This is a genomic window from Thermoanaerobacter sp. CM-CNRG TB177, from assembly GCF_018588165.1.
Taxonomy (GTDB): Bacteria; Bacillota; Thermoanaerobacteria; order Thermoanaerobacterales; family Thermoanaerobacteraceae; genus Thermoanaerobacter; species Thermoanaerobacter thermocopriae.
On sequence record NZ_JAFCAC010000038.1, the window covers coordinates 16,609 to 36,789 of the forward strand.

A 20,181-nucleotide genomic window follows, 5' to 3' on the forward strand; every position below is an offset into this window, starting at 1 on the left:
ACGGAGGGGATTGTTTTGTTTTTGATTCTTGTGATAAATCCCGGGTCTACATCTACAAAAGTTGCCGTGTTTAAAGACAAAGAGCCTGTTTTTACTGAGACTTTACGGCACAGCTCTGAAGAACTTGCTAAATACAAAAGTATTATTGACCAGTTTGAATTTAGAACTCAGGCAATTTTAAATATGTTAAAAGAAAAAGGAATTTCTCTTTCAGAAATTGATGCAATAGTAGGAAGAGGAGGACTTTTAAAGCCAATAGAAAGTGGAACTTATATTGTAAATGAAAAAATGATAGAGGATTTAAAGAAGGCTGAAAGAGGAGAACATGCTTCCAATTTGGGGGGTATAATTGCTTATACTTTAGCTAAAGAACACGATATTGAAGCTTATATAGTAGACCCTGTAGTAGTAGATGAATTAGAGGATATAGCAAGAATAACAGGAATGCCTGAGATTGAAAAGTCTAGTATATTCCATGCTTTGAATCAAAAAGCAATTGCTCGACGTTTAGCCGCCGATTTGAACAAAAAATACGAAGAGGTGAATTTGATTATCGCTCATTTAGGTGGCGGTATATCGATTGGGGCTCATAAACACGGCAGGGTAGTAGATGTAAATGATGCTTTAAATGGGGAAGGGCCTTTTTCTCCAGAAAGAGCGGGAGGGCTTCCTGTACTTGACTTAGTAAAGTTATGTTATAGTGGTAAATACACCTATCAGGAGATGAAAAAGAGGTTAATAGGACAAGGGGGAATAGTGGCACATTTAGGCACTAACGATGTAAGAGAAGTTTATAAAAAAATTAAAGAAGGAGATAAAAAAGCAGAATTGGTCTTAGAAGCTATGGCCTATCAGACAGCTAAGGAAATTGGAGCGATGGCAGTGGTTTTAAAAGGACAGGTAGATGCAATAGGAATTACAGGTGGAATAGCGTATAACGAGGATTTTGTAAAAAGGATAAGTGAAAGAGTAAAATTTATAGCTCCTATTTATGTATATCCAGGTGAGGATGAAATGTCAGCTTTGGCGCAGGGAGCATATCGGGTGCTTAGCGGTGAAGAAAAAGCTAAAATGTATAGTTAAAGGGATGATAGATAATGGATTTTAAAAGATTGACTATTGTAGTAGGGCATTACGGTACAGGTAAGACGGAAATTGCGATAAATTATGCTAAGCTTATAAGAGAATCAGGAAAAGAGGTAGAAATAGTGGACTTGGATATTGTAAACCCATATTTTCGGTCAAGAGAAGTGAGGAAGGAGCTCTTTGAGAAGTGGGGAATACGGGTAATAGGAGTAGAAGAGAAATATATGAATGCAGATGTGCCTGCTATTTCCCGTAACATCTATGGGGCATTATACAGCAAGGATAAATATGCAGTCTTCGATGTTGGGGGAGACGATGTAGGAGCAACTCCGTTAGGTCAGTATCGGCATATAATAAAGGATCAAGATGCAGAAGTATTATTTGTAATTAATGTAAATAGACCACTTACAAAAGATGTAAAATTGGTAATTGAATATCTTAAATCGATTGAAGAAGCAGCTAAAATTAAAGTGACTCATTTAGTAAACAATACCCATTTATCTTATGAAACAACAGTGGAGGATATTTTAAGAGGTCAAAAAGTGGTGGAAGAAGTCTCGAAAATTACAGGTATACCTATTAAGATGGTGACTGTAAAAAGAGAGTTACTCAATCAAGTTCCTGACTTAGGATATCCAATATTTCCAATTGACCTTTATATGAAAGCTCCATGGGATAAAATGTGAGAGGAGGAATTTATGTGGCAAAAGTTATTTTTAATGAAGATTTATGTAAAGGTTGCGAATTGTGTGTCAATGCCTGTCCTAAAAAGATTATTGAGATGGATTTAAGTAAAATAAATGTGAAAGGATATCATCCTGCTACTGTTAAGCCTGAAAATATGGACAAATGTATAGGTTGTGCATTCTGTGCTATGATGTGTCCAGATACTGTTATAACAGTTATAAAATAAATGGAGGGGAGTAAAATGGCTAAGGTATTAATGAAAGGTAATGAGGCGTTAGCGGAAGCAGCTATTCAAGCTGGGTGTAGACATTACTTTGGTTATCCTATAACACCTCAAAATGAGGTTACAGCTTACATGGCAAAGAGAATGCCGGAGGTAGGTGGCGTATTTTTACAAGCAGAAAGTGAAGTTTCTGCTATAAATATGGTATATGGGGCAGGTGGAGCAGGAGCTCGTGTTATGACTTCTACCAGCAGCCCTGGTTTGAGCCTTATGCAAGAAGGTATTTCATATCTTGCAGGTGCTCAAGTACCTTGTGTAATTGTGAATATAATGAGGGGTGGTCCAGGACTAGGAAATATTCAAGGAGCCCAAGGAGATTATTTTCAATCTACAAAAGGAGGAGGCCATGGAGATTATAAATTGATAGTTCTTGCTCCTTCTACAATCCAAGAAATGGCAGATTTAGTTCAGGAAGCTTTTGACATTGCCGATGAATATAGAAACCCTGTTGTAATATTGGGAGATGGAATGTTAGGCCAAATGATGGAACCTGTAGATTTTGACAATATTCAGAAAAAGACAAGGAATATCCCTGAAAAAACGTGGGCTACTACAGGTAGAGGAAATAGAGAGCATAGAAACATAATCAACTCTTTATATATCGATCCACCTGTATTAGAGAAATATAATTATGAATTATTTGAAAAATATGCAAAGGCTGAAAAGAATGAAGTTAGATATGAAATGATAAATTGCGAAGATGCGGATATTATTTTAGTTGCTTATGGTACTATTGCCCGCGTAGCAAAGAATGTAATGAATATTGCAAGAAGAGAAGGGTATAAAGTAGGATTAATAAGACCAATTTCTCTATGGCCTTTCCCGAAAGAGCCTTTTGAAAAGACAGTTGATACAGCAAAAGCTTATTTGACTGTAGAAATGAGCATGGGACAAATGGTAGAAGATGTAAAACTTGCAGTACAATTCAAAAAACCGGTCTATTTCTACGGAAGGCCGGGTGGTATGATACCAGAACCAGCTGTGATGCTAGAACAAATTAAGAAAATAGCAGGGGGTGTGAAATAATGGCTGTTGTATTTCAAAAAACAAAGGGATTAACAGATACGCCTTTCCATTATTGTCCCGGTTGTACCCACGGTATAATCCATAGGCTGGTAGCTGAAGTTATGGAAGAATTAGATGTTTTAGATAAAGCAATAGGAGTTGCTCCTGTAGGATGTGCTGTATTTGCATATGAGTATTTTAATTGTGATATGCAAGAGGCTGCTCATGGAAGGGCTCCAGCAGTTGCTACAGGTATAAAGAGGGTTCATCCTGATAAAATTGTGTTTACTTATCAAGGAGATGGAGACTTAGCAGCTATTGGAACGGCAGAGATTGTTCATGCGGCTGCAAGGGGAGAAAATATAACAGTTATTTTTGTCAACAATGCCAACTATGGAATGACAGGAGGACAAATGGCTCCCACTACATTAATTGGCCAGGAAACAACTACTACTCCTTACGGAAGAAAGCCAGAAATAAATGGTTATCCCATTAGAGTGAGTGAAATGCTAGCAACACTTGATGGGACAGCGTATATTGAAAGAGTAGCGGTTTATGATGTGAAACATGTAATGCAGGCTAAAAAAGCTATAAAAAACGCATTTTTGGCTCAAATACAAAAGAAGGGATTTGCAATGGTAGAAGTTCTATCTAGTTGTCCTACTAATTGGGGTATGACCCCGATAGAGGCATTAAATTGGATAAAAGATTATATGGAACCTTATTACCCTTTGGGTGTGTATAAAAACACCTTAGAGGAGGTTAAGTAATTATGGAAGAAAGAATAATCTTTGCAGGCTTTGGTGGTCAAGGAGTTTTGTCAATGGGGCTTATAATTACCTATGCGGGAATGTTTGAGGGAAAAAATGTGTCTTGGACTCCTTCTTATGGTCCTGAAATGAGAGGGGGAACAGCCTACTGCAATGTCACTGTATCGGATGAAGAGGTAGGTTCTCCGGTTATTACAGAGGCTACTTCTGTAATTGTAATGAATAGGCCTTCTTTAGACAAATACGAATCTTATGTAATACCAGGTGGTAAATTATTCATAAATACTTCGTTAGTAGACAGAAAAGCAGAGAGAAAAGACATAGAAGTGTATGAAATACCTGCTAACGATATTGCCAGTGAATTAGGCAATTTAAAAATTGCTAACATGGTAATGTTAGGTGCTTTCATAGAAACTACTAAAGTTGTAAAATTGGAAACAGCACTAAAAGCTCTGCATGAAGTCTTTGGCAAAGGTAAAGAGCATTTGATACCTATTAACGAAAAAGCCTTAAATAAGGGAGTAGAATTAGTGAAAAGTCTCATTACAACTAAAAAATAACCTCTTCGGAGGTTATTTCAGTTTGTTGACAAAGTTAAAAAATATTCAAAGGAGATATTTTGCATCGTCGCTCCGATGTTCCAAAGCGACAAAACTAAAGCTCGACCTTCGGGCTCCGGCAGGGTACCGGGCACAATCGGCCTCCTTGCCTCAGGTGCCCGCCTTCGCCATCCATGGCTTCGGCCCTGCCTCCACCCTCGGTCTTGCTAAGTTTTGTTACCGCTTTGTAACAAGTCGCTCCTTATGCAAAATATCTCCTTTACGAAAGTTTGTCTACAGTCTGAAATAACCTCTTCGGAGGTTATTTTTTCTGTAGGAGGTGTAAACTTGAAAAAATTAAGTGAAATTGTAAAGAAAGCAAAAGGATTCAATAAAATATTTACTGTGGCAGGGGCAGAAGACTGTGAAGTATTGTTAGCATGCGAATCTGCAAGAAAAGAAGGGATAGGAAATCCTATATTGGTAGGTATTAAAGAAAAAATAGAAACTATTGCAAAAGATATAGGCATTGATATTAAGCAATATGAAATAATTGATGAAAAAGAAGAGTCGGAAAAATGCAAAAGGGCAGTTTTAGAAGTTAGAGAAGGTAGAGCTTCTTTTGTCATGAAAGGCCTTGTTCCTACTGCTACTCTTTTAAAGGTTGTTCTTGACAGCGAATACGGCATCAGAGGAGACGGATTACTCAGTCATGTAATGGTTTATGAAATTCCAAATTATCATAAATTATTACTTTTAACCGATGGAGGAATGAATATAAGTCCTACTTTAGAAGAGAAAGTGCAAATTTTAAAAAATGCTATTAAAGTGGCAAAAGCTATAGAAATAGAAAATCCTAAAGTAGCCTGTTTGTCGGCGGTAGAAGTGATAAATCCTAAAATGCTTTCCACTGTTGAAGCCGCTAAATTAAAGGAAATGAACCAGAGAGGAAAGATAGAAGGAATAGTAGATGGCCCTTTAGCATTTGACCTTGCCATAAGCAAGGAAGCGGCAATTCACAAAGGAGTAAAAAGTGAGGTTGCAGGAGATGCAGATATATTATTAGTACCTTTTATAGAAGTTGGAAATGCTTTAGGTAAAAGCTTTACTTACTTTGCCAAGGCAAGAAGTGCGGGAATTGTGGTAGGAGCAAAAGCGCCAATTGTCTTAGTATCGAGAGCTGATTCCCACGAAGATAAGTTTAATTCTATAGCTTTTGCATCTATAGTATCTGCTTGGTAAGGACGAATTAAATGGGGAGAAATTAAATGAAAAAAATAATGATGGAGGATGAGGCAGTAGCCCGTGGTATTATACTTTCTGTACTCATGGGCAAAGAAGAATAGCCTAAAAACTTGATTGAGGAAATATCAAAAAGCACAAAATATAGTTCTTTTGGGAGTACTTGTTAAATATTTAGGACTATAAGACATTGATTGGGAAGAGATAATAAAAAATAACGTGCCACAAAAATTTGTCGAATTAAATATAAATGCATTTAAAAAAGGACTTGAGATAAACTGAGGAGGGGTAAACGCCCTTCTTTTTTTATTATAAAGAAGGATTGGCAAACATTATAGCGAATATATTTTATAGCACTGACTTTATGAACTTGCCATGAAAGAGGGAGGTATTATTTTTTGTTATATAGAATTTTACGGTTTATTGCTAGATTAATTCTTGAGATATTCTATTCCCTTGAAGTAAAATATGAGAAAAATTTACCTGAGGGAGCTTGTATTTTTGTTGCAAACCATCAAAGTTTGCTAGATCCAGTTGTAGTAGTCTGTTCTGTAAAAAGACCCGTTATATTTTTAGCAAGTTCTGAACTTTATAAAATAATTTTTTTAAAACCTGTCTTAAAAATTGCCAAGGCAATTCCTATAAAAAAGAATTCGCCTGATTTAAATGCTCTAAAACAAGCGTTATCTAGACTAAAGGAAGGAGATTCTATAGGATTATTTCCAGAAGGAGGAATATCACCAACTGGTAAAGTAGAGAAAATGCATGAAGGGGCTATGTATCTAGCATATAAATCTGGAAAACCTATAGTCCCAATTGCAATATTGGGTACCTATTCGATACTTCCTTTTGGAAAGTATATTCCTAAAATTAAAGGGAAAATTAGAGTGAAAATAGGAGAACCAATTTATCCAAATTTGAATATAGATATAAAGGCAGAAATTGGTGAATTGAGAGATAAAGTTATGCAAAAGATTTTGAAAATGCTGGAGGAATAATGTAAATTGAAAAGTAGTTTTCACTGTGATAAAATATTATCGTATGATTTATTGAGAGGAGATAGAAAATGGCAAGGTTGTTTGGTACAGATGGTGTTAGAGGTATAGCTAATTATGATTTGACTCCACAACTTGCTTTTGAACTAGGAAGAGCAGGGGCTTATGTGTTGACTCAGGGGACTCATAGACCTAAGGTTGTGGTTGGTAAAGACAGTCGTATATCTGGTGATATGTTGGAATGCGCCTTAACTGCAGGCCTTACCTCTGTAGGGGCAGAGGTTATAAGTGTGGGGATAATTCCTACACCAGCGGTAGCTTACCTTACCCGATTATATCAAGCAGATGCTGGAGTTATGATATCGGCATCTCATAATCCTGTAGAGTACAATGGGATAAAATTTTTTGATAAAGATGGATATAAATTGCCAGATGAAGTAGAAGATAGAATAGAAAATATAATAAAAGAAAAAAATGAGTTGCCCTCTCCTATTGGGACAGGAATAGGTACAAGGAAAGAATACACAAATTCTCATAGAGATTACATAGAGTTTTTAAAATCTACAATTGATGGGGATTTAAAAGGAATGAAAATTGTAATTGATTGTGCTTATGGAGCCAGCAGCACAGTGGCGCCAATTTTGTTTAAGGAATTGGGTGCAGAGGTTATATTGTATGGAGCAGAACCTATAGGGGATAAGATAAATGTCAATTGTGGTTCTACTCATCCTGAAAAATTGCAACAACTTGTGATAAAAAATGGGGCCGATATAGGTTTAGCCTTTGATGGAGATGCTGACAGACTTATTGCAGTTGATGAAAAAGGAAATGTTATTGATGGAGACCACATAATGGCAATATGTGCTATAGATTTAAAGAAAAAAGGTAGATTAAAAAATAACACAGTTGTAGCAACAGTTATGAGCAATATCGGTTTTGAGATTGCACTTAAAGAGCAAGGGATTAATCTCATAAGAACAAAAGTAGGCGATAGATATGTTTTGGAAGAGATGATAAAAGGTAGATATTCTATTGGTGGAGAACAATCGGGTCATATTATTTTCCTTGATGACAATACTACTGGAGATGGGGAAATTACAGCTTTAAAACTTTGTTCTATTTTAAAAGAAAGTGGGAAAAAATTGTCAGAATTAGCTGCCTGTATGGTTACTTACCCACAAGTTCTTATAAACGCAAAAGTAAAAAATGAGTTAAAAAATGCCTATTTGGAGGATGAAGAAATAAAAAGGGAAATTAAAAATTTAGAAAGGGAAATGAAAGGAGAAGGTAGAGTACTGATAAGGCCATCTGGTACTGAGCCTCTTGTGAGAGTTATGGTAGAAGGAAAAGATTATAATAAAATTAGTCAAATGGCAAAAGAACTTGCCGAGTTAATAGAAAGAAAATTAAATTAAATAAAAGTGCGAAAGGTATTATTTGAAAGGGGGGATGCTTATTGAAAAAGAGCAGGTAGGTAAAAGCTAAAACTTTAAAAAGCGCCTGGGCTTAAAGTGTACACTTTAAGCTGACGAGGACAGGGTTTATCGAGTTATCGGCGGGTGCCCTGCGGTTTCCCTGCGACCGATAAAAGACTGGTAAAACCACAGGCGACTGTGGCATAAAGCAGTCTGGGCAGGGTAATATCCATTACAATAATGAGAGGAGACTAAATATGTGTGGAATTGTAGGGTATATTGGCGATAAACAGGCGACGCCAATACTTTTAGATGGATTGACAAAATTAGAGTATAGAGGCTATGATTCGGCAGGAATTGCCATTTTAAATGATGGCAATATAAATATAAAGAAAGCAAAGGGAAGATTAAATGTCCTAAAAGAGCTGGTTGAAAAAGATAGTATGGCAGGTACCATAGGGATAGGACACACAAGGTGGGCTACCCATGGAGAACCATCTGACACCAACTCCCATCCCCATTTATCCCAATCAGGATTGATTGCAGTAGTTCACAATGGCATAATTGAAAACTATCTGCCACTTAAAAAATGGCTATTGGAAGAAGGCTATACTTTTAAGTCTGAGACTGATACAGAAGTTGTAGCAAATTTGCTGGAGTATTATTACAATGGCGATATAGTAGAGGCAGTGAAAAAAGTTTTAGACAGAATTGAAGGTTCTTATGCCTTGGGCGTTTTATGCAAAAACAATCCCGATATGATTGTAGCTGCAAGAAAAGAAGCACCTCTTATAGTTGGAATAGGCAATGGTGAAAACTTTATTGCATCTGATATCCCAGCTATATTAAAACATACAAGAAGTGTATATTTTCTTGATGACAATGAGATTGCCATAATTAGAAAAGACAGCGTAGAGTTTATAGACATGTTTGGAAGGCAAGTAGAAAAATCGCTTTTTGAAGTAAAATGGGATGTAGAGGCGGCTGAAAAGGGCGGTTATGAACATTTCATGATAAAAGAAATTCACGAACAGCCAAACGCGATAAAAGATACTCTAAGAGGTAGGATAGTCAATGATTCAGAAATAGTTTTAGACGATGTAAAAATTACAAAAGAAGACCTTGAAAAGATAGATAAAATTTTTATTGTAGCGTGTGGAACAGCTTATCATGCGGGTGTTGTTGGGAAATACGTTATAGAAAATCTTGCGAGAATACCTGTTGAAGTAGATGTCGCTTCAGAATTTAGATATAGAGACCCATTAGTAAATGAAAGAACTCTTACAATTGTAATAAGCCAGTCAGGAGAGACAGCAGATACCATTGCTGCATTAAAAGAGGCTAAGAAAAAGGGGTCAAGAGTTATAGCCATTACAAACGTCGTTGGAAGTTCTGTCTCCAGAGAAGCAGATGATGTACTATATACATGGGCGGGACCGGAGATTGCTGTAGCTTCTACCAAAGCTTATACTACGCAACTTGTAGCCCTCTATCTTATAGCTATGGACCTTGCAATAAAGAAAGGAACGATAACTAAAACAAAGGTTATGGAACTTTGTACAGAATTAAAGAAGCTGCCAGAAAAAGTTCAGTACCTTCTTGACAACAAAGAGACAATTCAAAAATTTGCTTATGAACATTACAACGCAAAAGACGTTTTTTACATTGGAAGAGGATTGGACTATGCTGTTGCTATGGAAGGTTCCTTAAAACTTAAAGAAATATCTTATATTCACTCAGAAGCTTATCCGGCTGGTGAATTAAAACACGGAACTTTAGCCCTTGTAGAAGATGGAACACTTGTGATAGCTCTTGCGACCCAAGAGGACCTTTTTGAAAAGATGCTCAGCAATATAAAAGAAGTAAAGGCAAGAGGCGGTTTTATACTTGCTTTTGCAAAACAAGGCAATCTGCAGCTAGAGGACGTTGTAGACAAAGTAATATATATACCTGATACACTTAAAGAATTAACCCCAGTATTGACAGTTGTACCTTTGCAGCTTTTGGCATATTATATGGCAGTAGAAAAAGGATGTGACGTAGATAAACCGCGTAATCTTGCAAAATCAGTTACAGTAGAATAAAAAGATATTAAAAAAGGTTGAAAAGGACAATGAAAGTTCCTTTTCAACCTTTTTTGTTATCTTCTAATATTTTATAAGGAAAGGGAATTTTAATAAGTTAAAAAATAATTGTGAATTTATGAACTAATAATATTTAAAGGCATGTTGACATGCCATTAAACAATTTGCTATTATAGAAAGCAAATCCAGAAAATTAAAAATGGAGGAGTTATGATGATTGTTTTTGAGATAAATACACCGGTAAGAGAAGTGATGGTGGATATTACTGATATGGTGATGCAGGAGATTAGGAAATCTGGTATTGTTGATGGGGCTTGTGTTATCTTTGTGCCTCATACAACAGCGGGAGTTACAATAAACGAAAATGCGGATCCAACTGTAAGAGAAGATATAATGGCGGCTTTAGAAAGAGTAATTCCTAATATGCGTTTTAAACATATGGAAGGCAATTCAGATGCCCATATAAAAGCGTCTCTTATGGGAAGTTCAGTAACTTTAATTATTGAAAATGGAAAACCACTTTTAGGAACTTGGCAGGGTATTTATTTTTGCGAGTTTGATGGTCCAAGGAGAAGGAAAGTTTATATCAAGTTTTTGAAGTGAGTTTACTCAAACCTGCACTCTTCTGGCTTTACATTATACTCAAATTGAATAAAAGAAGGTGCCCTCATTTTCATGTTTTCAGACCATTCCATAAATCTCACTTTACATGTTAGCAAAGGCTTTAACCATTGCACATTTTTTTCTTTAAAGTTATAATAATTATCTGGAGCTTTTATCTCCTTGGCAACTTCATAAAATGCTTTTAATTCCTTCTGGGATAGGCCTGATTCACAACTTCCTATGTTTATTAAATTATTTTCCTCATCGTAAAGTCCCAATATAAGAGCTGTTTTATCAGTTCTGTACCCTATAATAACTGCATTTATTACAATAAAATGTTTTGACTTAAGCCACAGTTTACTCCTTTTCCCTATTAAATATTTTGAATCAACTTTTTTGGCGACAATTCCTTCAAGTCCCCTTTTGCCTGTCTCTTCAAAAAGCCTTTTGCCATGTTCAAAAATAAAATCAGATATTTTTATGACCTCGCTTTCTTTAACTGTTTTTCTAAGTATATCTTTTCTCTCTATAAGTGGCAATTCTACAAGAGATTTGCCGTTTAAGTATAATATATCCCATGTTATGAAAATTACGGGCATTATCTTGCTTAAAAGATTTATTTTTACTAAATTTTGTTGATGCTTTCTCGACATAATGCTTTTGTAACTAGGCTTGCCGTTTTTTAAGACTACCAGTTCACCGTCAAGTATTGCTTCTTTTGCTTTTATTTGTTTATGAAGCAATGCTAAATCCGGAAACTGGTGGGTTATATCAACAAGCCTTCTATCTTGAAGCCTTGTTTTATTTGAAAGAAAAGCGATAGTTCTTGAACCATCCCATTTGATTTCATATATCCATTCAGGATTATCAAAAGGGTCACTGCTGAATGCCAGCATAGGTGATATTTTTTCTTCTATCATAGTCATAGCCACTCTTCCTTTATGCGCCTTTTCTTTTGCGACCTTTTTTTGCTTTTTCTTCTTTTTTTACAGATTCAATACTCGCTTTTAGTGCACTTACTAAATCGAGGACATTGTCAGCTTCAGGTGCTTTTTGAGGAATTTCTATTTCTTTGTCTTGTATCTTTGACTCAATCATTTCAATTAACGTCTTTCTGTAGTTATCATCATATTTTTCGGGTTTGAAATCTGAGGTTAGAGTATCAACAAGTTGTTTGGCCATTTTTATTTCATTTTCATGCAAGTTGACTTCTCTTAAAGGAGGAAGTTGGTTTGTGCTTTTTATTTCATCAGGAAAATGCATTGTTTCCATGACCATATATTTTTCATCGTACACTCGTATGCATGCGAGGCTTTGCTTGGACCTGATTACCACTTTCGCTATTGCAACTCGTTTTGTTTCTTTCATAGAATCTCTTAAAAGTACATAAGGCTTTGTACCAATATCTTCGGGTACAATGAAATATGTTTTATCATAATATATGGGGTCTATTTGTCCTATATCGGTAAAATCTACTATATCAATGGTTTTAACTGTTGGCATAGGTATCCTTTCCAAATCTTCCTCATCTATAATGACAAATTTACCTGGTTCGTATTCATATCCTCGCACTATTTCCTCATCTGAAATGGGTCTATTACATACAGGGCAGATTTTTTCATATTTTATAGGAGTTTTACATTCTTTATGAAGTTGCCTAAAATGTATGGCATGGTCTTCTGTAGCGGTATACAGTTTTATGGGGATACTTACAAGACCAAAACTTATTGCTCCTTTCCACATTGAGCGCATATTTAAATCACCTCATATTTAATATTTCCATTAAAAAATTTTTTATTAAAAAAATATATATAAGCTGTTATATATGGATATATATGTTTGTTGAAATATGATATTATATACAGTATAATTGGAATTGAATGGGGTGATAAAATTGAAGAATGTAAAAAAGATACTTTCATGGATTCTTATTATTGCTATTGTTGTATTGATACCTATATTTTCGTTTGCAAGAAATCTTCCAAAATTCACTTTTGGGTCAAGGCTTTTATATAGCGGGACGTATGGGACTGATGTAAAAGAATTACAAGCCATGTTAAATAAAGCGGGATTTGATACAGGCACTGTTGACGGCATATTTGGTAAAATGACATTAAATGGAGTTTTAGACTTTCAAAGGTCCAAAAATCTTGTGCCCGATGGAATTGTAGGTCCTAAGACATATGCTGTTCTTGAAACTGTTTCCTGGGCTGACCCGATAGTTTACTCTGTTAAGCCAGGGGATAACTTATACTTTATAGCAAAGCGCCATGGAACGAATGTCCAAAATATAATAGATACAAATGGATTAAATGATGGGGATAGCTTATATGTTGGGCAAAAGATTTTAATTCCTCATCCGCCTGTTGAAGTGCCACAACAATTGAACAATGCTACAAATTATCAAGAACTTAAAAATAACATTCAGGCATTGATATCTCAATATCCTGGCAAATACGGAGTTTACTTTATTGACTTAAATACAGGGCAAACTTTAGAAATAAACGGTTATGATTCGTTTATTGCAGCAAGCACTTATAAAGTACCTCTTAACTTTTACCTTTATACTCTTATAACCGATGGAAAAATAGACCCTAATATGAAGGTGCAATACACTCAAGCTGACTATGAAGGGGGTGCCGGTTCTATACAGGCAGACCCTGTTGGAAGTTATTATACTATAAGAGAGCTTTCAAGACGTTCGATTGAAGAGAGTGATAATATAGCCTCCAATATGATTATGAGAGTTGTAGGAAGGGATAATTATATAAAATTTATGGAAAAATTAGGAGCCTATGTAATACCCTACAGCAGCAATATTACTTCTCCAAGAGATATGAGTATGTATATGAAAAAACTTTTAGATTATGTAAATGCTCATCCGGATACTGCAGGAGAATTGATGTATTATCTTAAAAATACCATATATAATGATAGAATATCTTATCCTATACCAGATGGAATAGAGGTAGCACACAAAATAGGTAATTTGTCCAATGTAGTAAATGATACAGCGATAGTTTTCCATCCGGCGAGACCTTATATATTAACTGTACTTGCAAATGATGTAGATGGTTCTGACGACTCCTATGCATATACTGTAATAAGGCAGATATCAAAAATGGTGTATGACTTTCAAAATAGATAAAAAGTTTAAGCCGGGTTTTCCGGCTTAAACTTTTAGTACCTTAAGGCTTAGAACAAAGTTTTATAAGCTATTATAAGTAAAATAACCCCGCTTAGAATCGTGCCAAATTGTCCGATGGTAAAAGAGCCTATTCGCATATTAGCAACTTTTGCCCCTAATTGTACTCCTGCCCATACAGAAACAAAGCTTCCAATTGATGTAGTGAAAGATATAGCAAAGGGACAAAAACCCAAAAGCCCTGCTCCCAGTCCGTTTGTCAGAGCATTTGCTGAAAGGACAATTCCCAAAAGGATTGCTTCCCATAAATTGATTTCTCCGGATTTATCCAAATCTACGATTTCAGGATTTTCCAAAATTTTTTTTATAGAAGTAGTCTTTGATGATATTCGTTGTATATTTTTGGAAGACGTTTTACGAGGAACAGCCAGTAAAATAATTCTAAGTCCTATTATAAAAAGCAGAAATGCTCCTACAATTAAAGGTAGTGATCCTGGCAGGGTTTTATTTAACCATTTACCAAAAAATATTCCAGACATGCTAAATAAAAAAGAGATTATTGCGATGATTGTATTGGAAAGAATACTTATTCGTATATTTCGTATACCATAGGAAATGCCTACTCCAAAATTATCTATGCTTGATGATATTGCAAACCCTGAAATGATTAGCCATTTCATATGTTCACACTCCTCTCTATCTACCTTTATAGTACGCATTAGATAAAGAAGGTGTGATTTTATTGAAAAAGCATAATATTGTAAGGTATAATTATATTGTAAAAATTTCCTGAAGGAAGTTAGGTAAGGGGATATATATGATTGTATCTTATTGTAAAGTATATCTACATGCCAATTGGGTTCATTCATTAAAAGAAAAAAGAATGATTGTAAGAAGCATTGTAGGTAAGGTAAAAAGTCATTATAATGTATCTATATGCGAAATAGAAAACCAAAATTTACACAAATCAATTGTCATAGGTTTTTCGGTGTGTGGCAGTGATGCTGTTTTAACACATAAAATAGTTCAAGAGGTTGTAGACTATATTGAAAAAAATACAGATGCTTATATAGAAAATATAGAAATGGATACAATAAATGTTTGACTCCAAATGAATTATGTTCATTTGGAGTTTTTATTTTGTGATTTTTATCACAGATTCTATTGAACTTTTAGTTTATCATAATTTGTGGACAAAAGCTTAAAAAAGGAGGAAGTAAAATGAGCATGTTTTGCTATCAATGTCAAGAAGCTTCTCAGGGCATAGGCTGTACAGTACGAGGTGTATGCGGCAAGACAGACGATGTTGCAAATCTTCAAGATTTGCTGGTTTTTACATTGAAAGGTATATCTTATCTAAATTTAAAGGCTAGAGAAGCAGGAGTAAATAAAGATAAGACGGACAGATTCCTTATTGAGGGATTATTTTCCACAATAACTAACGTTAACTTTGACAAAAACTTCTTTATTAACAAAATAAAAGAAGCTGTTGCATTAAGGGAGGAAATAAAACAAGACCTCAAAAAAGCAGAAATTGAAGTAGATGAATCCATTGAAGCTATAAACTGGGTTTATGGTACAGATGAAGATATAGAGGCAATAGCTCGTGAGGTAGGAGTTTTATCTACAAAAGACGAAGATATAAGGTCATTAAGAGAGCTTATCACTTATGGTGTAAAAGGTATGGCGGCTTATGCATATCACGCATATCAGCTGGGATACAAAGATGATAATATATTTAGGTTTATGGAAAAGGCTTTAGCTAAAATTTTAGATGACAGCTTGACTGCAGATGATTATGTGGCTCTTGCACTCGAGGCAGGAAAATTTGGCGTTGATACAATGGCACTTCTTGATAAAGCGAATACATCGACTTATGGCCATCCTGAAATAACAAAAGTTAATATTGGTGTGAGAAATAATCCTGGAATATTGATAAGCGGTCATGATTTGAAAGACTTAGAGCAATTGTTGGAGCAAACTGCTGGTACAGGGGTTGACGTTTATACCCACGGAGAAATGCTTCCTGCTCATTATTACCCGACTTTTAAGAAATATCCACATTTTGTTGGTAACTATGGAAATGCATGGTGGAAGCAAGACAAAGAGTTTGAATTATTTAACGGACCAATTTTAATGACTACAAACTGTCTTGTGCCTCCAAAAGATTCCTACAAAGATAGAGTTTACACTACAGGTGTTGTAGGCTTTGAGGGAGCAAAACACATTCCAGAAGGTCCTGATGGAAAAAAGGACTTTTCAGAAATAATTGAACATGCAAAAAGATGCAAGCCACCTGTTGAAATTGAAAGAGGAGAAATAATTGGAGGTTTTGCTCATAACCAAGTTTTAGAGCTGGCAGATAAAATTGTAGAAGCAGTAAAGACAGGAGCTATAAAGAGATTTTTCGTAATGGCAGGCTGCGATGGCAGAATGAAGAGCAGAACCTATTATACCGAATTTGCTAAAGCTCTTCCCAAAGATACAGTCATTTTAACTGCAGGCTGTGCAAAATACAGGTACAACAAGTTAAACCTTGGAGACATAAACGGAATTCCCAGAGTTTTAGATGCAGGACAATGCAATGACTCATACTCATTGGCTTTAATAGCCATGAAGCTTAAAGAAGTCTTTGGCTTAAATGATATAAACGAACTTCCTATATCTTACAACATTGCATGGTATGAACAAAAGGCTGTTATAGTGCTTTTGGCCCTTTTATACCTCGGAGTAAAAAATATTCATTTAGGACCTACGCTTCCTGCTTTCTTGTCACCAAATGTTACAAAAGTGTTAGTTGATAAATTTGGCATTGGTGGCATTACAAATGTAGAAGATGATTTAAAAATGTTCATGGGCGAATAAAGATAACGGCTGCAAAGTGCAGCCGTTATCTTTTGCCATTATGATTAATTATTAATCATAATGGTTAAAATTACACTTCCTTTTCTTTTTTTATATACTTTTCTAAATCAGTGGTATTCAAACTCACTTTTATATACCCTTCTATATCTTTCTTTCTTTCCTCAGGCAACATTTCAAAAGCTTTAAAAATTATTTTATCCTTTTCACTGATGTTTTCAAACTCTTCCCTCGATAAATATTTTGCCTCTTCTTCTTTTACATATTCTATTTGTTGCCCAGTAAGAAGCCAATCTATTGAAACATTAAGGGCGTTTTTTAACTTTATCAAAGCATTGGAAGAAGGCATTGATTTGTTATTTTCAAGGTCACTTAAATTTCCAACAGATAATCCTGTGAGTTTGCTTAAAGCTGTTATAGTCAAATTATTTTTTTTACGGGCGTATTTTATGCGTTCGCCAACTGTATCCATAACACTCCTCCCTTTCTGAATTACGATATTAGTATTGACATTTTCGTAATTCAGATATATATTTAAATATAGTTAACTTTTAATCATTATCTATTTTAACACAAATATTTTACTATTCCTACTGAATAAATATATAACCTTTGTTTGCAGGGAAAATAAGGGGGTACTTTGATGAAAAAAAGAAAGTTGACAGATTTTGGGAAGTTAGTGAATGATAGATTAGCAGAACTCAATATGACACAAAAAGAACTATCCCGGTTAATAGGCACCAGTGAGCCATATTTAAGCATGATTTTACATGGGGAAAGGTCAGGAAAAAAATATATTGATAAAATAAAGGAGATATTAAAACTTTGATTAGCGTTTTTGGCATCTTGCAAATTTTTTTTCGACAGGTGTAGTTTTAATATTAGCATAATCTACAGTTTTCGATGTCACAAAAAGCACCAAATAGCTTTGCAGGAGCTTATTAAATGTTTGTTAAGGTAAAAAAAGAGTTTTTTCTGTCGATAAAAAATTTTCTAAAAAATAAAGGATTTTTTACAAAAAAATAGAATATATTAATATATATTGTAAGTTAATAATTAATCTTAAAAAATAAATTGGAGGGGATAGTAAGATGTATTACAGGAAAGTGAGCGAGTACATATCGACAAGGGAGGAAGAAAAGAGAAACATAACTACTCACTACATAGTGGTTATGTCAGAAATAGGTGTTTTTAACGGAAAAGAGGAAGTAAAATTGCCGTCGTATGGAATAAAGATTCATCAAGAAATTTTTGATGGTGAAAAGGGGAAAATTGAAATAATAGAAGAAAAAGTGACAAATATAAGCCCTTACTTTGAAAAAGTGGACAAGCTGGCACAATTCTTTAAAGAAATGACAGTGTCGCCTCTTCATCTGTATGAAATAATTGACGATATATGGGAGGATTACATAACGGACTATGATAGACAAGCCCAATTGTGTAAGGTTGCTATTTAAGAAGGTGTTACACCTTCTTTTATTTTTTTGAAGGATTTTGTGATTTAATAGAGAAATAATATATTGTAATTAGGAGAAGTGGAGGAACTAAGATATGGAAATATTTGTTGGAACGGATATTGTAGAAGTTGAAAGGATAAAAAAAGCTTTTAATACATATTCTAAATTTTTGGAACGAATATTTACTCAAAAGGAGATAGAGTATTTTAACAGTAAAAGGAGGAACTTGACCCATATAGCGGGTTTTTTTTCCGCGAAAGAAAGCGTCTCAAAAGTCTTAGGAACAGGTATAGGTAGTTTTAGCTGGAAAGATATTGAAATATGTCACAATGAAAAGGGAGCGCCTGTTGTAATTTTAAAAGGGAAAGCTAAAAGTATTGCGGACAAAAAGGGAATAAGGGATATAAAGCTATCTATTTCTCATACAAAAACCCATGCTATAAGCTGTGCTATTGCTATTGGAGGTGAAAAAAATGATAGTGCTGACATCAAAACAGATGAGAGAAGTTGAAAAAATAGCTATAGAAAAAATAGGAATTCCTTCTATATGTCTAATGGAAAATGCGGGAAGAGAAACAGCACTAGAAGTAAAAAAGATTTTGGAAGAGAAAAATTTAAACTCTGTAATAATCATATCAGGGAAAGGAAATAATGGGGGAGATGGTTATGTAGTGGCTAGAAATCTTTATAATTGGGGAGCCGATGTAAAAGTATTTTTAACTACAAGTATAGGTGCTATTTCAGGAGATGCAAAAGTAAATTTAGATGCAATCCTAAATATGGGGATCTATGTAGCGGAAATTACTCAAAGAGAACATCTAAAATTTTTGGAAAAAGCTATTAAAGAGAGCGATGTCATTGTAGATGCTATTTATGGAATTGGACTTAAAGGAAGAATAACAGGTATAGTAAAAGATATTATAGAAATGATAAACCAAGCAAATAAAATTGTGGTATCTGTCGATATTCCTTCTGGATTAAATGCTGATACGGGTAAAATAGAAGGTTGCGCTATTAAGGCTAGTAAAACAGTTACTATGCAGTTTGTAAAACCTGGCTTATTAGTGTATCCAGGTGTCGATTATGCAGGAGAAGTTCGTGTCGCTGAAATAGGAATTCCTTGCCGGTTAGCAGCGGAGATAGGTTATGATTATAACCTTGTGACTTCAGAAGATGTAAAACTTCCAAAACGGCTTGGGGATACTCATAAGGGAGATTATGGAAAAGCTTTGATTATAGCTGGCTCTAAAAATATGACAGGAGCAGCATATCTTTGTGCTAAAAGTGCTATTAAGACAGGTTGCGGATTGGTGAAATTAGCAGTTCCCCAAAGTGCCCAATCAGTAATTCAGGGAGCACTTTATGAAGTCATAACCTATGGATTAGAGGAGAAAAATGGCATTTTGTCCTATAATGCTTTAAGTAGTGTACTTAAGTTAATAGATGAAAGTGATGTTATTGCTATAGGACCGGGATTGACTCATGACAAAGATATTTCACAGTTGGTGTATGACATTGTAAAAAATGTAGATAAGCCTGTAGTTTTAGATGCTGATGCTCTTAATGCTTTGGTAGGAAGATTGGAAGTTATACAAGGCAAAAGAATTATTCTCACTCCCCATTATGGGGAAATGTCGAGATTGACAGGTCTTACCACAGATGAGATTAAGAATAATCTTTTTGAAGTTGCAAAAACTTTTATTGATAGGTACAAAGTGACACTTGTACTTAAAGGTGCTAAAACAGTAATAGCTACTAAAGAAGGTAGCATATATATAAATAGCACAGGCAATCCTGGTATGGCAACTGCTGGAAGTGGAGACGTCCTAACAGGGATGATTACAGCTTTTTTGGCTCAAGGGTTTAGCGAAGAAAAAGCGGCAATTTATGGGGTATTTTATCATGGAAAGGCGGGAGATATCGCCAGAGAATATGTGGGAGAGTATGGAATGACAGCGATGGATATACTTGAGAACATTCCGGATGCTCTTAAATGCGGTTTGTAAGA

The 20,181-nt window shown here is 35.0% G+C and carries 22 protein-coding genes; 18 read left to right on the forward strand and 4 right to left on the reverse strand.

The window, feature by feature from the left end:
- Positions 1 to 9 precede the first annotated feature (9 nt).
- The 11 genes from buk to I4N53_RS02170 all read left to right on the forward strand — a co-directional run bounded on the left by buk (position 10) and on the right by I4N53_RS02170 (position 10,709).
- Positions 10 to 1,083: a butyrate kinase gene (gene buk, locus I4N53_RS02120; protein WP_214495488.1), complete on the forward strand. Its 1,074-nt coding sequence runs from the start codon at positions 10 to 12 to the stop codon at positions 1,081 to 1,083.
- Between the two features lie 14 nt (positions 1,084 to 1,097).
- A complete protein-coding gene (locus tag I4N53_RS02125; RefSeq protein WP_214495472.1) occupies positions 1,098 to 1,772 on the forward strand; it encodes a hypothetical protein in 675 nt (224 codons plus the stop codon).
- Between the two features lie 14 nt (positions 1,773 to 1,786).
- Positions 1,787 to 1,999, forward strand: coding sequence for a 4Fe-4S binding protein (locus I4N53_RS02130; RefSeq protein ID WP_012995861.1), 213 nt, complete (start codon positions 1,787 to 1,789; stop codon positions 1,997 to 1,999).
- 15 nt (positions 2,000 to 2,014) lie between these two features.
- Positions 2,015 to 3,082 (forward strand): 3-methyl-2-oxobutanoate dehydrogenase subunit VorB, encoded by a 1,068-nt coding sequence (locus I4N53_RS02135; RefSeq protein WP_214495473.1) that lies wholly within the window; start codon positions 2,015 to 2,017, stop codon positions 3,080 to 3,082.
- Positions 3,082 to 3,831 (forward strand): thiamine pyrophosphate-dependent enzyme, encoded by a 750-nt coding sequence (locus tag I4N53_RS02140; RefSeq protein WP_214495474.1) that lies wholly within the window; start codon positions 3,082 to 3,084, stop codon positions 3,829 to 3,831. The genes I4N53_RS02135 and I4N53_RS02140 overlap by 1 nt, the downstream gene beginning before the upstream one ends.
- Positions 3,832 to 3,833: 2 nt before the next feature.
- Entirely contained in the window at positions 3,834 to 4,391 is a 558-nt protein-coding gene (locus I4N53_RS02145) for a 2-oxoacid:acceptor oxidoreductase family protein (protein ID WP_012995858.1), read from the forward strand.
- A 327-nt stretch (positions 4,392 to 4,718) separates the two neighbouring features.
- Positions 4,719 to 5,612 carry a bifunctional enoyl-CoA hydratase/phosphate acetyltransferase gene (locus I4N53_RS02150; protein WP_214495475.1) on the forward strand — a complete coding sequence of 298 codons (894 nt, stop codon included), beginning with the start codon at positions 4,719 to 4,721 and terminating at the stop codon, positions 5,610 to 5,612.
- 398 nt (positions 5,613 to 6,010) lie between these two features.
- Positions 6,011 to 6,610, forward strand: coding sequence for a 1-acyl-sn-glycerol-3-phosphate acyltransferase (locus tag I4N53_RS02155; protein WP_028992599.1), 600 nt, complete (start codon positions 6,011 to 6,013; stop codon positions 6,608 to 6,610).
- Positions 6,611 to 6,678: 68 nt separating this feature from the next.
- Entirely contained in the window at positions 6,679 to 8,022 is a 1,344-nt protein-coding gene (gene glmM, locus I4N53_RS02160) for a phosphoglucosamine mutase (protein WP_028992600.1), read from the forward strand.
- Between the two features lie 257 nt (positions 8,023 to 8,279).
- On the forward strand, positions 8,280 to 10,106 hold the full coding sequence (glmS, locus tag I4N53_RS02165) for a glutamine--fructose-6-phosphate transaminase (isomerizing) (RefSeq protein WP_214495476.1): 1,827 nt from the start codon (positions 8,280 to 8,282) through the stop codon (positions 10,104 to 10,106).
- A 213-nt stretch (positions 10,107 to 10,319) separates the two neighbouring features.
- The gene (locus I4N53_RS02170; protein WP_012995822.1) at positions 10,320 to 10,709 is read left to right on the forward strand and encodes a secondary thiamine-phosphate synthase enzyme YjbQ; all 390 of its coding nucleotides are present in this window, start codon (positions 10,320 to 10,322) and stop codon (positions 10,707 to 10,709) included.
- A gap of 2 nt (positions 10,710 to 10,711) precedes the next feature.
- On the opposite strand, the gene ligD is transcribed toward I4N53_RS02170, so the two are convergent.
- Entirely contained in the window at positions 10,712 to 11,635 is a 924-nt protein-coding gene (ligD, locus tag I4N53_RS02175; RefSeq protein ID WP_012995821.1) for a non-homologous end-joining DNA ligase, read from the reverse strand.
- 13 nt (positions 11,636 to 11,648) lie between these two features.
- On the reverse strand, positions 11,649 to 12,461 hold the full coding sequence (locus I4N53_RS02180; protein ID WP_013150755.1) for a Ku protein: 813 nt from the start codon (positions 12,459 to 12,461) through the stop codon (positions 11,649 to 11,651).
- Between the two features lie 142 nt (positions 12,462 to 12,603).
- Here I4N53_RS02180 and I4N53_RS02185 point away from each other — a divergent pair, with 142 nt between their 5' ends.
- Positions 12,604 to 13,857 (forward strand): serine hydrolase, encoded by a 1,254-nt coding sequence (locus I4N53_RS02185; RefSeq protein ID WP_198002287.1) that lies wholly within the window; start codon positions 12,604 to 12,606, stop codon positions 13,855 to 13,857.
- Between the two features lie 47 nt (positions 13,858 to 13,904).
- Here the strand turns inward: I4N53_RS02185 and ytaF are convergent, their stop codons facing one another.
- Positions 13,905 to 14,573, reverse strand: coding sequence for a sporulation membrane protein YtaF (gene ytaF, locus I4N53_RS02190; RefSeq protein WP_255549648.1), 669 nt, complete (start codon positions 14,571 to 14,573; stop codon positions 13,905 to 13,907).
- A 98-nt stretch (positions 14,574 to 14,671) separates the two neighbouring features.
- Between ytaF and I4N53_RS02195 the strand changes: the two genes are divergently transcribed.
- Complete coding sequence (locus I4N53_RS02195) at positions 14,672 to 14,959, forward strand: DUF503 domain-containing protein (protein WP_013150752.1); 288 nt, start codon at positions 14,672 to 14,674, stop codon at positions 14,957 to 14,959.
- Positions 14,960 to 15,075: 116 nt separating this feature from the next.
- Entirely contained in the window at positions 15,076 to 16,719 is a 1,644-nt protein-coding gene (hcp, locus tag I4N53_RS02200; RefSeq protein ID WP_013150751.1) for a hydroxylamine reductase, read from the forward strand.
- 70 nt (positions 16,720 to 16,789) lie between these two features.
- Here hcp and I4N53_RS02205 read toward each other — a convergent pair whose 3' ends face one another.
- Positions 16,790 to 17,188 carry a helix-turn-helix domain-containing protein gene (locus tag I4N53_RS02205; RefSeq protein WP_012995815.1) on the reverse strand — a complete coding sequence of 133 codons (399 nt, stop codon included), beginning with the start codon at positions 17,186 to 17,188 and terminating at the stop codon, positions 16,790 to 16,792.
- 171 nt (positions 17,189 to 17,359) lie between these two features.
- Between I4N53_RS02205 and I4N53_RS02210 the strand changes: the two genes are divergently transcribed.
- The 4 genes from I4N53_RS02210 to I4N53_RS02225 all read left to right on the forward strand — a co-directional run bounded on the left by I4N53_RS02210 (position 17,360) and on the right by I4N53_RS02225 (position 20,179).
- Complete coding sequence (locus I4N53_RS02210; RefSeq protein ID WP_012995814.1) at positions 17,360 to 17,545, forward strand: helix-turn-helix transcriptional regulator; 186 nt, start codon at positions 17,360 to 17,362, stop codon at positions 17,543 to 17,545.
- Between the two features lie 262 nt (positions 17,546 to 17,807).
- The gene (locus tag I4N53_RS02215) at positions 17,808 to 18,173 is read left to right on the forward strand and encodes a DUF6514 family protein (RefSeq protein ID WP_013150750.1); all 366 of its coding nucleotides are present in this window, start codon (positions 17,808 to 17,810) and stop codon (positions 18,171 to 18,173) included.
- Positions 18,174 to 18,267: 94 nt separating this feature from the next.
- Complete coding sequence (acpS, locus tag I4N53_RS02220) at positions 18,268 to 18,684, forward strand: holo-ACP synthase (protein ID WP_012995812.1); 417 nt, start codon at positions 18,268 to 18,270, stop codon at positions 18,682 to 18,684.
- Entirely contained in the window at positions 18,647 to 20,179 is a 1,533-nt protein-coding gene (locus I4N53_RS02225; protein ID WP_028992604.1) for a bifunctional ADP-dependent NAD(P)H-hydrate dehydratase/NAD(P)H-hydrate epimerase, read from the forward strand. The genes acpS and I4N53_RS02225 overlap by 38 nt, the downstream gene beginning before the upstream one ends.
- Positions 20,180 to 20,181 lie beyond the last annotated feature (2 nt).

Bases quoted from the DNA above. Each gene is read 5' to 3' on its own strand.
- I4N53_RS02125 (WP_214495472.1), top strand. From the start codon at position 1,098: ATGGATTTTAAAAGATTGACTATTGTAGTAGGGCATTACGGTACAGGT.
- I4N53_RS02135 (WP_214495473.1), top strand. From the start codon at position 2,015: ATGGCTAAGGTATTAATGAAAGGTAATGAGGCGTTAGCGGAAGCAGCT.
- I4N53_RS02140 (WP_214495474.1), top strand. From the start codon at position 3,082: ATGGCTGTTGTATTTCAAAAAACAAAGGGATTAACAGATACGCCTTTC.
- I4N53_RS02145 (WP_012995858.1), top strand. From the start codon at position 3,834: ATGGAAGAAAGAATAATCTTTGCAGGCTTTGGTGGTCAAGGAGTTTTG.
- glmM (WP_028992600.1), top strand. From the start codon at position 6,679: ATGGCAAGGTTGTTTGGTACAGATGGTGTTAGAGGTATAGCTAATTAT.
- glmS (WP_214495476.1), top strand. From the start codon at position 8,280: ATGTGTGGAATTGTAGGGTATATTGGCGATAAACAGGCGACGCCAATA.
- I4N53_RS02170 (WP_012995822.1), top strand. From the start codon at position 10,320: ATGATTGTTTTTGAGATAAATACACCGGTAAGAGAAGTGATGGTGGAT.
- ligD (WP_012995821.1), bottom strand. From the start codon at position 11,635: ATGACTATGATAGAAGAAAAAATATCACCTATGCTGGCATTCAGCAGT.
- I4N53_RS02180 (WP_013150755.1), bottom strand. From the start codon at position 12,461: ATGCGCTCAATGTGGAAAGGAGCAATAAGTTTTGGTCTTGTAAGTATC.
- ytaF (WP_255549648.1), bottom strand. From the start codon at position 14,573: ATGCGTACTATAAAGGTAGATAGAGAGGAGTGTGAACATATGAAATGG.
- I4N53_RS02195 (WP_013150752.1), top strand. From the start codon at position 14,672: ATGATTGTATCTTATTGTAAAGTATATCTACATGCCAATTGGGTTCAT.
- hcp (WP_013150751.1), top strand. From the start codon at position 15,076: ATGAGCATGTTTTGCTATCAATGTCAAGAAGCTTCTCAGGGCATAGGC.
- I4N53_RS02205 (WP_012995815.1), bottom strand. From the start codon at position 17,188: ATGGATACAGTTGGCGAACGCATAAAATACGCCCGTAAAAAAAATAAT.
- I4N53_RS02210 (WP_012995814.1), top strand. From the start codon at position 17,360: ATGAAAAAAAGAAAGTTGACAGATTTTGGGAAGTTAGTGAATGATAGA.
- I4N53_RS02215 (WP_013150750.1), top strand. From the start codon at position 17,808: ATGTATTACAGGAAAGTGAGCGAGTACATATCGACAAGGGAGGAAGAA.
- acpS (WP_012995812.1), top strand. From the start codon at position 18,268: ATGGAAATATTTGTTGGAACGGATATTGTAGAAGTTGAAAGGATAAAA.
- I4N53_RS02225 (WP_028992604.1), top strand. From the start codon at position 18,647: ATGATAGTGCTGACATCAAAACAGATGAGAGAAGTTGAAAAAATAGCT.